Raw genomic sequence first — 12,292 nt, forward strand, 5'->3', positions numbered from 1 at the left:
GGCGTCATGCAAACAGGTCGCCCTGGGCATCGGGCGGACCGATGGTGGCGATCAGGTGTTCGAACTGCGCACGCGTCGCGCGCAGCGGATCGTCCATCAGGAAGTTGGCGACGCGCGCATGCCATGCCGGCCAGCGCGCGGCGATGGCGTCGAGGTCGCCATCGAGCGGCGCTCCTTCGTTGTTGCGCGAGACGAAAGCGGTTTCGCACAGCACGTTGCGCCAGCCCTGGCCGGAAAAGCGCAGCGACAGATCGATCAGCGCGGCATACCAGGAGCCGTAACTCGCCGCATCGAGCCCACCGGCGCGCTGGCGCGCGGTGCCGCGCAACAGGACCGCGTGGCTCAGCGCGGTCGGCAACTCGGGCGCTGCACCTGGCATGGCTGCCGCAGCACGCGCGAGATGTCCGGCATCGTCAGGCGCCGCATTGACCTCACCGATGCGCGGAAAGGAAGCGGTTTCCCCGGCATTGCTCCAGGGCGTGGCCGAGGCAATCGCACCATCGCCCTGCAGGCACGCGGACAGGCGCGCCAGCCACCCGGGCAGCGGCGCGGCATCGCTGGCGAGCACGGCCACGTCGACATCGCCACAAGCCGTCAAGGCTTCATCGAGATGGGCGACTTCACCAATGCTGCGTTGCCGGCGGGTGTAGTGCGCCTGCAACGACGTGCGCGCGATCCACCGCTCGATGATGGCGTGGCCACGCGGGCCCGCCTGCGCATCGTCGGCGAGCCAGACGCGGGTGCCTGGCGGCGTATGTGCTTCGAGCGCCGCGAGGCAGGCGTCGAGCGATTCGTCGTCGACGCCTACCGGAACGATCACGATGGGCAATGCGTGGGACTGTGGTGACATGCCCCTAGCGCCTGCAAGTGCGCATGAGGCGGATCGCGCCGAGCCTGGGAGCGTGCGAGGCATGGAAGAGCGACGGAGTGGATGCCGATCCGCGACGGAGCGATGACGTCGAACCACGCGTCAGCGCGGTGAGGTCGCGCGCTCTCAGGCTCAGCCCTACGGTTTGCTCCTCGGAGACCGCCATGCGACGCCGCGCGGCTTGGCCTTGCAGGCGGCAAGGCACTGCGTCACGCAGCACCACCTGACGGTCTCCGAGGAGCAACGCGACCCGCCTCATGCGTACTTGCAGGCCCTTATTGCCGTGGATCGCGCGGCTTGCGATGCAGGGGTTCCAGTGCACGGAAGCGGCTGCCGTACTCGTCGGTGAGATCGCGCGCTTCCTGCGGGTTGCGGATGATCGTCGGTGTCAGCAGCACGATGGTCTCGCTGCGGGCGGTTCGCGACGACTGCCGGCCGAACAGGCCGCCAATGATCGGAATACGGCTGAGCCCCGGGAGGCCGTTGCTTCCACGCGTCACGCCATCGTCGATCAGACCGGCCAACAGAACGGTATCGCCATTCTGGATGGCGGCTTCGGTCTTCAGCTTGCGGGTGTCGATGCGCACGTTGCCGTTCGCATCGGCCTGGCTCCCCGGCGTGCTGACTTCCTGCACGATGTCGAGGAAGACCATGCCGTCCTTGCTGATGCGCGGGCGCACCTTGAGGATGATGCCGGTGTCCAGGTACTGGACCTGGCTGAAGGTGCTGTTGTTGCCGAGGCCCGGATTCACCGTGACCGAGGATATCGGGATGCGGCTGCCGACATTGAACGTCGCTTCGGCATTGTTGCGCACGACCACTGATGGCGACTGCAGGATCTGCACGTCGCTGACTGCGTCGAGCGCGCTGATTACAGCTGCGGCATCGTTGTTGACGAGGGTCCAGGCGGCACCGCCCACACCAGTGAGCTTGCCCGCGATCGTGCTCCACTTCGGAATCCCCAGGCTGTCCGGGGGCAGGCCGATTTCCTGCTTGGCCGCTTCCAGGTACCAGTTGACGCCGTAGCTCAGTTCGCCCGAGAGCTGCACGGTGGCAACCTGCGCCTCGATGTGCACCTGCATCGGCATGACGTCGAGCCGCTCGATCACGTCGCGGATCGACTTCCATGCTGAAGGCGTGCTGCGCACGAGCAGCGAATTGGTTTCCTCGACCGCGGACACGCCGACGCGGTCGCCGTTCACGTCGAGCGTCACCGCGGCATTGCCGCTCTGGCGCGAATTGAGCGACATCTCGCCGCCTCCGCTGCCGCTCGTGCCTGTACCCGTGTCGCCGGTGTTGCCGGTTCCACCGATGTCGGCGGTGCTGCCGTTGTCGCTGTCCTTCAGTTCCACCGATTCCAGTCCCGGCATCAGCGAAGGCGCGCCGGTCGAACCGTTGCCGCCACCGCTGCGGCCGCCACCGAATACTTCCGAGAGACGATCCGCCAGGTCCTTCGCCTTGATGTACTTCAGCTCGTACGAATACAGCTGCACGTCGCCACCGGCGCTGTCGATGCGCTCCAGCCATTCCTGGATGTCGTCGAGGTAACTCGCCTGCGGCGTGATCACCAGCACCGCATTCGCACCGTCCAGCGGCATGAAGCGGAACATGCCCGCGACCGGCGATTTACTCTGCTCGCCGAACACCTTCTCGAGGTCCGAGACGACCTTGTTCGCCTTGCCTGACGTCAGCGGGAACACGCCCACCGACATGCCCGACAACCAGTCGACGTCGAAGATCTCGATCGTGCGCAGGTAGTTCTCCAGTTCCGCGCGCGTGCCGGCGATGCTGATGACGTTGCGCGAGTTGTCGACGTTCACCACCGCGTTGGGGCGCGCGTACGGCTTGAGCACCTTCTCCATCTCGGTCGCGGAGATGTAGCGCAGCGGTACGGTGCGCACTTCGTAGCCACGTGCGAGCGAAGGTGCTCCGGTGCGCGGCGCGACCGCGCCGCTCGCCAGCGCCTGGTCGGCGGGCACGATGTTGTAGCGGCCGCCGCTGTAGATCAGGCGTGCGTTGTTCCAGCCCAGGACCATTTCGAGCAGGTTGAGCGCTTCGGCCGGGCTCACCGGCTTCGGCGTGCCCAGCGTGACGGTGCCCTGCACGCCCGGCGCGATGACGTAGTTCTGCCCGAGCATGTCGCCGAGGATCGCCTTCACCACCGCGTGCAGCGATTCGCCTTCGAAGTTGAACGTGGCGCCACCGCCGGTCGTCGGCAATGCTGGCGGCGCAGCGGCCGCGGCTTCGCGATTGATCACCTGTCCGGTGCCGCGGCGGATGCGCGGGCGCGGGCCCTGCTCGTCCTCCGGCAGTGGTTGTGCATCGCTGACGATCGTGTCGCCGTTGGCTGCGGTCGAAGTCGTTGCCGACGACGTGCCCGCCTGCGTGTGCAACGTCCGTGGATCGGCATCGCGGCGGATGTTGGCAACCGGCGCAGTCGAACACGCGGTGATCGCGAGCATCACGGCCGCGGCAATGGCCGTGGTGGCGGCGGAAGTTCGGCCGGAACGGAGCTGGGAATGCGATTGGCGATTCATGGGCGACTCTATTTGACCGGCGGTTGCTGTTGCTGCTGCCGCAGGGCTTCCTGCCGCAGTTGTGCACGACGGGCTTCGATGCGTTTGCGGATGGCTTCCATCTGCGCCTGTTCCGTCATCGGCTGGTTGGGCGTGGCGCGATCGGGTGTCGCGGGTGCGGTGACCGAGGCGTCCGGTGGCACGATCGGCGGCTGCGGACCGGCGGCGTCGGCGTTCGCCGTCGGTTCCGGCTGCGATGCAGGTCGCGGCGCTGGTGTCGGCTGAGCGGGGCCATTGATCGGCTGGCCCTGCGGCCGCGCGCCGGGCTGGGTAATCGCAGTGGGTGCTTCGCCGCCGACACCGTTGTAGACGCGCAGTTCGAGGCGGCGTTCGCCTTCGGGACCGACGAAGACTGCGCTGCGGGCATCGAGTTCCTGCAGGCGCCAGTTCGGCAGTGCGTCGTTCGCTTCGCCGAGCTTGATCCGCAACGGCGCACTGCTGCCATCGGGTGGCTGGATGATCGCCATCCTGAAGTCGGGCGTGATCATCACGCTCGTGAGCACGTAATCGAAGGTCTTGGTTTCTTCGCCACCCTGTGGCTGCAGCGAGAACGGGTGCGGACGACGGTCCTCGGCGAACAGGGGCCGGGCGACGATCTCGCCGTATTGCGAAAGCGGCCCGAGGCGCTCCGGCGCCGCCTTCGGGAGGTTAGGCAATGCGCGCACCAGGCCCGCGTCGTCAGGCAGTTTCGAAACGCGGTTGCCCATGCCGAACAACGCGAGCAGCAGCGCCAGCACTGACCATGCGGCCGTCGCCGCGAGCAGCCAGGTGCGGGGACTGGCACTGTCAAAGCGCATCGTCCGCCTCCGTCTGCGTACGGGCGGCCGTGCGCTGCGGTGCCGGCGACGCGCTCGGTGGCAGGTAGCCGTACAGGTCGAAGCTGACGTCGAGGCCGCCCTGCATGTTGGTCTGGCCCGGACTGAAGAAGACGCGCTGGCCGAGCACGTTGAGGTTGCCGATGAAGAGCCGCGGCGTGCCGCCTTCGAGCGAGTGCAGCACGTTGGCGAGTTCCGGCGTACCGCAACGCAGTCGCACCTGCACGGTCACGCGCGGGTACTTCTCGCGCGAGGGTTCCTGCAGCGGCGAGCGGTTGGTGATCTCGCATGCGCGCCGGCCCGGGCTCGCCTGGGAGACGACGGTTTCCAGTCGCTGCACGAGCGCGGCAGTCGCCAGTTCGGGGCTGCGTTCGGGCAGGAAGCCCGGCGTGCGTGCGAGCTGCACCCGGGCCTGCTGCAATCGCTGCTGGACCAGCGGCGCCTGCTTGATCTGCATGCGCAGGCGCAGTTCGCGTTCGCGCGCGGTGTCGATGCGGTCGTCGACTGCGCGCATCGGCACGGTAAACCACGGATGGATCAGCACCGCATAGGCGAGCGCGAGCGCGGCCACGAGCAGCCCCAGCGCGAGCCAGCGGTCGCGATTGCTCACCGGGACGTTACTCATCGGTGCCGCCACCGGGTGTCTGCCCACGGGTGTCGGCCGGGCCGATTTCGGCGGTGAGGGTGAAGCGGTCCTTGCGCGTGCCCGGATCGGTCTGCAACGCGCCGGCCAGGGCCGGCGAGCGCCACAGGCTGGAATCCTGGAGCCGGCCGATCAGGGCCGGTGCTTCGTTGCTCAAACCGATCAGGGTCAGGCGGTTGTCCTCGATGGCGAGCTTCTCCAGGTAAGTGCCATCGGGCAGGCGCCGGCTCAGTTCGTCCATCACTTCCACGGCGGTCGGACGCGCAGCGCGCGTGCGCTGCAAAAAGGCCTGGCCTTCGATCAGGTTCACCAGTTCCTGTTGCTGCGTGGCGGCGCGGCGCGCGGGAGCGGCTTCGCGTTCGACTTCGGCATCGAATGCATCCGCGGCGGCACGGCGATTCTCCAGCACGAGCCAGAGCGCAAGGCCGGTGGCGATGATCGCGACGGCGGCGAAGGCGAGGTTCCAGGTCTGCCACGGATCGCGGATGCTCTGCCGCTGCGATGGCGGCAACAGGTTGATCTGCAGCGGCGCACCATCGGGTCCGGCGACGTCGATGCCAGCGAGCGAAGGCGCGACCGGGCCGAGCGCCGCCAGCTGCGGATCGAGCGCAGCACGCGGCACGGCAATGAGTTCCGCATCGATCGGGCCATCGCCTTCGCGACGCGCGATCACGCGGGCGTCGTAGGCGACCGCGTCGGCGGAAAACGGCGTCTGCCGTTCGATCTCGAAACCCACGACGTCGCGCAGGCGTTCGGCGGCAGCGGCAGGCAATGGCAGCCGCCGGCGCAATGAACTTCCCGCCGGCAGCAACAACCAGCGCGGCAGATCGGAAAGACGAACCCCGAGCACCCGCGTCAGCGGATCGCCGGTGGTTTCCATTTCCTTCAATGAAGGAATGTTGCCGAGATCGCGGATCTCGTCGCCACGCTGCAAACGCAGGCGCAGCACGTCGCCTTCGACCAGCAGCAACAGGCGGCCACGGTCCATGCCGAGCACCTGGCGCACGCGCGGCGGCAACCAGGACGCCAGCGACGAGCCCCACCACGCCAGAAAGCCGCCGGTGCCGGTCCTGAGCGTGGAACCGCTCAACCTGGCGCCGAAACGGCCCAGACGGTCCTGCAACCGCCCTGCTGCGGGTGTGCTCATCGCGGCGAAGCTCCTTCCTCCACTGGCTCAGGGATGCGGCAGGGCATCAATCCCCTGCCTGCCAACGCAACGGTGTATACGCCGAACCCGGCGTCGAACCGCCCGCCCGCACAACGGCCCGCAACACCGCCTCGCGACGATCGGCCAACTGCGCGCGGCTCTCAATACTATACGTACCGCTGCTGCCACCCACGAGCGAACCGCCATCGGGCAACGTCGGCGGTGGCAGTCCCGAAGCGGGATTCCACTGTTGCCTGCGCGCCACGACCTCGGCGCCGTCCATTCCCATCGCGTCGAGGACCTGCGCTGAAGCGAACGCCGGATCCGGGCGGACGCGGCCACTGAACACTGTCAGATGCGGTGCCATCTTCGCGTAAAGATCGGGGGTGAAACCCATCACCTGTTCGAGTTCGGCGACGCTTTCGAACTCGCCGTCCTTGGCGCCATAGGGCAAGCCGGCGCTCGCGTAGTCCGCGTCTTCGCCGCCGCCCGCGGGCTGGGTGAGGCTGTCCGGGTCGCGCCAGTCCAGGATCGCCGCGGCAAGCTGCGCCGCCTTCTGCTGATCCGGCTCGAAGGCGCGGATGAATTGCGTCAGCAGCGCCGTGTCGGCCTGGTTGAGGTCGATCTTGCCGTTCTCGTCGACGATCTTCACTTCAACGCGCGCATTGCCGTAACGCCAGCGGTGCGTGCGGCCGTCGGGCAGCCACTGCAGGCGCGGCTCGGTGGCCGCGACGCGCGTCATCGCGTATTCGATGCCGGCGCGCGCGGCGTTCTCCGCGACCAGGCCGCGCACGAGCACGCGTCCCTGCAGGTGTTCGGTGCGCGCGATCAGTGCGAAGGCGCCGACCAGCGCGGCGAGCAGCGCGATCAGCCACATCACCAGCAGCAAGGCGGCGCCGTGTTGGATGGCGCGTATCTTCCTCATTGCGCTACCGGTACCGCGGCGCCCGTGGTGGTCATCGGCGCGAGCGGCAACGCGACGATGACCGGCGGCCACGCCTCGCCGTCGCGGTCCTTCAGCGTGACTTCCACCATCAGCGGCAATTGCTCGGCGGTTTCCCACTTGTCGGTCCACTCACCCAGGGTGCCGTCCTGCGCGTAGGCGCGGTAACGGAAGCTCGCCGATTCAAGCCCCTCGACGAGCACTTCCGGCGCGCGTTGCCCGTTCTCTTCGACGACCTTGCCGGCGAGCACCATGTTGAGCGTGAGCGTGATGCGTTCGCCGCCGTCTTCGATGGCGAACTCGTGCAGATAGGGACCGCCGCGTCCGAGGTAATCGGGAAGGTCGGCGACGAAACGCATGCGATCGGGTTCGCCGATGAAGCGCTCCGCCATGCCGGTATCCGGCTCGAAATTGAAGGGCACCGGACGCGCGGCTTCGAGCCGCCGCCGCAGGAACCCCTCGACCGCGCGGACGCGTTCGCTGTGCGCGGCCATGCTCTCGCCGCGCTGCGTGGTTTTGGTCGCGGCACCGATGGTGGCGAATGCCAGGGTCAATCCGCCTGCAAGCAGCACTGTCGCGATCAACACTTCGATGAGGGTGAAACCACGCATGGTTCCACTCCCCGTCCTTGCGAGGACAAAGCCGTCGCCACGGCGTGCGCCAATGAATAGCCGGCGCTTCACTGCCCGACCTCTACACCTGCGCCCGGTGCCATCAACCGCAACGTGCGCAACAACAGGCGTTCGCGCGGACCGCCCTCGCCCCACTCGATGCCCAGGCGCACTTCGAGCAGTTGTGGCGCGGAAGGATCGTCCATTGCATCCGCGGGCTTGAGCGGATCATTCCAGCGCTGCACGTCCAGTGCCCAGCGGTAACGGCCGTCTTCGAATTCGCCGTCGGTGCGGCCCGGTTTGAGGGCTTCGCCCACGCCGACCTGCGCCATCACCGATTGCGCGTACAGCGCGGCGCGTCCGGTATCGGCTGAACCACGCACCTGCCGCGCGGCCCCCGACAACGTGCCGAGCAGCAGTGTCAGCGCAGCCGCCAGCAGCGCGAAGGCGACGATCACTTCGATCAGCGTGTAGCCCCGCATCGAGGAAGGGCCCGTCGCGAAGATGCGGGCGTCGCCGGCACGGGTTGCGCAATCCGGCAGCCGATGGCTTGCTTGGGCTGTGCCCGTCATGGTTCAACCCGTCCGCGGCGCAGCCGCACTTCGCCGGTGAGCCAGGTCACCTCGACGTTCATCGCTGCCTTCTTCGCGCTCAGCTGTACGCGGCCGCCGGTCGACGCACCATCGGGAAAGAACACGATCGCGCCTTCGCCGCGGCGCGGCTGCACTTCGCGCGCGCCGGTGAAGCGGATGCCGAGCTTTTCGGGAATCTCACCATGGCGGTTGTTGGGCGCCGTCCAGGTGCGCGCTTCCGGATCGATGGTGAAGCGCTGCGGCTTGCCCGTCGCGATCGCCTGCGTGCGTGTGTAGCGCAGTTGCGCGGTGATCTGTTTCGCCTCGCTGCGCAGCTGCATGCCAGCGAAGCCGCCGGTCATCGCGCCGGCGGCGAGCACGCTGATCGCGGCCAGCAGTGCGATCACCAGCAGCATTTCCAGCAATGAGACGCCGCGGTGCCTGCGATGCATGGGCCGGCTCGTGCACGGGTCCGGGTGGACGCCGCTTATTCGTACTTGAAATCGGCGTCGACGCTGGTACCGCCCGGCTTGCCATCCTTGCCCAGGAAGACCAGGTCGAAGTCGCCGTTTTCGCCCGGCACGCGATATTCGTACGCGTGGCCGAACGGATCCTTCAGTTCCGCCGCCTTCGCGTACGGGCCGAGCCAGCCGCTGGCATCGCCCGGCGCGGTGACGAGCTCGTCGAGCGAGTTCGGCAGGCGCCCGGTGTCCATGCGGAACGATTCGACCTTGCCGGCGAGCGTCTGCACCGCGGACTTGCCGAGGTTGTAGTCGCCGCGATCCTTGCCGCCGATCACGCGGCTGCCGACAAAGGTCAGCACCGCGCCAATCAGCACGATCACGATGATGATCTCGATCAGGCTCATGCCGCTTTGGCGGCGTGCGGCGGAGAAACTCGGGTTGGAACGCAGGTTACGCATGGTCTAGGTCCACTGAGAGGTTGTTTGGGAGCCGGGCCCGCGGCTGGTCGTCAATGGTAGAGGACGGAAGCTTCGTGCCGGCCTACGCGTTTTCGCTCCGGTTACATGACCGCCGCCTTCCATGGCGCAACATATCGCCGCTCCGGATCGCCCGGCCGGCCATCCCTGGCCGTGTGTTCGCGGCCGCAGCCTAAACGCGGCCGCTCACCCAATGGCATTCGTCAGGTCATACAGCGGCAACAGCACCGACATCACCACCACGCCGATCACCACCGCCAGTACCACGGTGACGATGGGCACCAGCGCGGCGAGCATGCGGTCGAGGCTCAGTGCGGTTTCCTGCTCGAAGGTCTCCGCGGTCTTCACCAGCATCGTGTCCAGCGCGCCGGATTCCTCGCCTACCGAAATCATCTGCAGCGCCAGGCGTGGAAACCGCTTTCCGCGCGCCAGGGCCGTAGAGAACGCCACGCCGTTCTTCACTTCATTCGCGGCAGTTTCGACATCGGCGGCCAGCACGCGGTTCCCGAGCACGTTGCGGCCGATGCCCAAGGCGGTCAGCAGCGGTACGCCGTTGCGCACCAGCGTGCCGAGCGTACGCGCAAGGCGCGCGGTTTCGACCTTGGCGACGAGGGGCCCGGCGAACCTGCGCTCCAGCAGCCACGCATCGAACTTTTCCCTGAACACGGGATCGCGGCGCTTCCGATCGAACCACCAAACGCCTGCGGCCGGAACGAGCAGCAGCAGGAACCACCAGTCGCGTACGAACAGGCCGATGCCGAGCACGATCTTCGTGAACAACGGCAGCTCCGCATCGAGGCTTTCGTACATGAGCGCGAATTGCGGCACGACATAACCGAGCAGGAACAGCAGGCTCAGGCCCACCATCGCCAGCAGGATCGCGGGGTAGATCAGCGCGTTGATGATGCGGCCCTGCAGCGCGCGCGAGCGCTCCAGGTAATCCGCCAGGCGCGAGAGCGTCTCGTGCAGGCTGCCGCCGGCCTCACCCGCGCGCACCATGTTCACGTACAGCCGCGAGAACGTGCCGTGCTGGCGATCGAGCGCCGTCGACAGCGAACTGCCGCCACGCACCGCATCGCGTATGTCCGAAATCGTGCGCTTGGCGGTTTCGTCCTCGGGCAGCTCGAGCAGGATGCCCAGCGCGCGATCGAGCGGCTGTCCGGCACCCAGCAATGTTGCGAGCTGCTGGGTGAACTGCACGAGGCGCGCGCCGGCGAAAGGCTTGGCCTTGAACAGGTTTTTCCAGATCGCCGCGCCACGGGCCTCGCTGGCGAGCCTGGCTTCGACTGGCAGATGCCCCTGCTCCTGCAGGCGCGCGATCACCTCGCCGTCGCTGGCCGCTTCCATCTGGCCGTCGAGCAGCTCGCCTCGGGAGTTCAGTGCCTGATAGTGGTACAGCGGCATGCGATCAGGCGTCCTCGGTGACGCGCAACACTTCCTCGATCGTTGTTTCGCCCGCGAGCGCCTTGACGATGCCGTCCTCGTACATCGTGCGCATGCCGTGCTGGCGCGCGATCTGTTCGATTTCTCCCATTCCTGCATGACGCATCACGGCGCGGCGCAACTCGTCGTTCATGACGAGGAATTCCATGATCGTGGTGCGACCGAGGTAACCCGTCGGCGCAAGCGCCGATCCGCGCGGGCGATACAGATGGATGTCGCCTTCCGGCTGATAGCGGCGCAGGTTGAACTTTTCGATTTCCTCGGGTGATGCGGGATAACGCTCCGCGTGCGTGGATTCGAGGCGGCGCACGAGGCGCTGTCCCAGGATGCCGTTGATCGTCGAGGTGAGCAGGTAGTCCTCGACGCCCATGTCGAGCAGTCGCGTGATGCCACCCGCCGCGTTGTTGGTGTGGAGCGTCGACAGCACGAGGTGGCCGGTGAGTGCGGACTGGATCGCGATACGCGCGGTTTCGAGGTCGCGCATTTCGCCGATCATGATGATGTCCGGGTCCTGGCGGACGATCGAACGCAAGGCGTGGGCGAAGTCGAGGCCGATCTGCGGCTTGGCCTGGATCTGGTTGATGCCTTCGATCTGGTATTCGACCGGATCCTCGACGGTGATGATCTTGACGTCGGGCGTGTTGAGTTTGCTCAGCGCGGTGTACAGCGTGGTCGTCTTGCCCGAACCGGTCGGACCCGTCACCAGCAGGATGCCGTGCGGCTGGTCGAGCACGTGCTGGAACTGCGGCAGGAAGTGGTCGGTGAAACCGAGCTTCTTGAAATCGAACACGACGGTTTCGCGATCGAGCAGTCGCATCACCACCGATTCGCCGTGCGAGGTCGGCATGGTGCTGACGCGCAGGTCGAGTTCCTTGCCTTGCACGCGCAGCATGATGCGGCCGTCCTGCGGCAGGCGGCGCTCGGCGATGTTGAGCTTCGCCATGATCTTGACGCGCGAAATTACTGCTGCGGTGAGGTTCGCCGGCGGCGATTCGCCTTCCTCGAGCACGCCGTCGATGCGATAGCGCACCTTCAGGCGATTCTCGAACGGCTCGATGTGGATGTCCGACGCGCGCAGTTCGACCGCGCGCTGGATGACGAGGTTGACCAGGCGGATGACCGGTGCTTCGGAAGCGAGATCGCGCAGGTGCTCGACATCCTCGATGTCGCCGCTGCCCTCGCCTTCCGCGGTTTCCACGATCGCGCCCATCGCGCTGCGGCCCTGGCCATGCCAGCGCTCGACGAGGTCATCGATCTCCGAGCGCAGCGCCACGATCGGCCGCACTTCGCGCTGGGTCGCCAGGCGAACGGCGTCCAGCAGGTAGGCGTCCTGCGGATCGGCCATCAGCACGTCCACGCTACGCTCGGTCTCGGCGACCGGGCAGACGTGGAACTGCTTCATGAACTTGGTGGTGAGCGCGACGCCTTCCGGCGGCAGTTCGGGCGCGTCCTTGGCGCTGACCAGCGGCAGGTCGAGCACCGTGGCGACGGTTTCGGCGTGGTCTCGTTCGGAAACCAAGCCGAGCCGGGCCAGCAGCGAAAGCAGGCTCCCGCCTGCTTCCTCCTGCAGGCGGCGCGCGCGGGCGAGGTCGGCGTCCTTCAACCGGCCTTTTTCCAGCAACGCGGCGACGATGCGCTCGTCGGTGCCGGGATCGATGCTCGTGTCATTGGCGACTGCGTTCACTTTCGTCGCTCTCCGCGTGAGGCACCGACTTTAACAGTTGCCGGGATTAC

At 67.1% G+C, this 12,292-nt stretch carries 12 protein-coding genes; all 12 read right to left on the bottom strand.

The window, feature by feature from the left end:
* Positions 1-4: 4 nt before the first annotated feature.
* The gene (locus tag ASD14_RS13715) at positions 5-850 is read right to left on the bottom strand and encodes a glycosyltransferase family A protein (protein ID WP_056134960.1); all 846 of its coding nucleotides are present in this window, start codon (positions 848-850) and stop codon (positions 5-7) included.
* 293 nt (positions 851-1,143) lie between these two features.
* The gene (gene gspD, locus ASD14_RS13720) at positions 1,144-3,330 is read right to left on the bottom strand and encodes a type II secretion system secretin GspD (RefSeq protein ID WP_056135399.1); all 2,187 of its coding nucleotides are present in this window, start codon (positions 3,328-3,330) and stop codon (positions 1,144-1,146) included.
* An 83-nt stretch (positions 3,331-3,413) separates the two neighbouring features.
* Positions 3,414-4,241 carry a hypothetical protein gene (locus ASD14_RS13725; protein WP_056134964.1) on the bottom strand — a complete coding sequence of 276 codons (828 nt, stop codon included), beginning with the start codon at positions 4,239-4,241 and terminating at the stop codon, positions 3,414-3,416.
* A complete protein-coding gene (gene gspM, locus ASD14_RS13730; RefSeq protein ID WP_056135403.1) occupies positions 4,231-4,884 on the bottom strand; it encodes a type II secretion system protein GspM in 654 nt (217 codons plus the stop codon). The genes ASD14_RS13725 and gspM overlap by 11 nt, the downstream gene beginning before the upstream one ends.
* On the bottom strand, positions 4,877-6,049 hold the full coding sequence (locus ASD14_RS13735) for a PilN domain-containing protein (RefSeq protein ID WP_056134967.1): 1,173 nt from the start codon (positions 6,047-6,049) through the stop codon (positions 4,877-4,879). The genes gspM and ASD14_RS13735 overlap by 8 nt, the downstream gene beginning before the upstream one ends.
* 46 nt (positions 6,050-6,095) lie before the next feature.
* Entirely contained in the window at positions 6,096-6,974 is an 879-nt protein-coding gene (locus tag ASD14_RS13740) for a type II secretion system protein GspK (protein WP_056134968.1), read from the bottom strand.
* Positions 6,971-7,603, bottom strand: a complete 633-nt coding sequence (locus ASD14_RS13745) for a prepilin-type N-terminal cleavage/methylation domain-containing protein (RefSeq protein ID WP_056134971.1) — start codon at positions 7,601-7,603, stop codon at positions 6,971-6,973. Before ASD14_RS13745 ends, ASD14_RS13740 begins: the two co-directional genes overlap by 4 nt.
* Before the next feature lie 68 nt (positions 7,604-7,671).
* A complete protein-coding gene (locus ASD14_RS13750) occupies positions 7,672-8,085 on the bottom strand; it encodes a prepilin-type N-terminal cleavage/methylation domain-containing protein (protein ID WP_056134974.1) in 414 nt (137 codons plus the stop codon).
* Between the two features lie 86 nt (positions 8,086-8,171).
* Positions 8,172-8,627 (bottom strand): GspH/FimT family pseudopilin, encoded by a 456-nt coding sequence (locus ASD14_RS13755; protein WP_056134978.1) that lies wholly within the window; start codon positions 8,625-8,627, stop codon positions 8,172-8,174.
* Positions 8,628-8,662: 35 nt separating this feature from the next.
* Positions 8,663-9,097 (bottom strand): type II secretion system protein GspG, encoded by a 435-nt coding sequence (locus ASD14_RS13760; protein ID WP_056134981.1) that lies wholly within the window; start codon positions 9,095-9,097, stop codon positions 8,663-8,665.
* A 204-nt stretch (positions 9,098-9,301) separates the two neighbouring features.
* Positions 9,302-10,519, bottom strand: coding sequence for a type II secretion system F family protein (locus tag ASD14_RS13765; RefSeq protein WP_056134984.1), 1,218 nt, complete (start codon positions 10,517-10,519; stop codon positions 9,302-9,304).
* A gap of 4 nt (positions 10,520-10,523) precedes the next feature.
* Entirely contained in the window at positions 10,524-12,242 is a 1,719-nt protein-coding gene (gene gspE, locus ASD14_RS13770) for a type II secretion system ATPase GspE (RefSeq protein WP_056134987.1), read from the bottom strand.
* Between the last annotated feature and the right edge of the window lie 50 nt (positions 12,243-12,292).

Origin of the sequence: Lysobacter sp. Root494, from assembly GCF_001427225.1 — a bacterium.
In the GTDB taxonomy this organism is placed as follows: domain Bacteria; phylum Pseudomonadota; class Gammaproteobacteria; order Xanthomonadales; family Xanthomonadaceae; genus Agrilutibacter.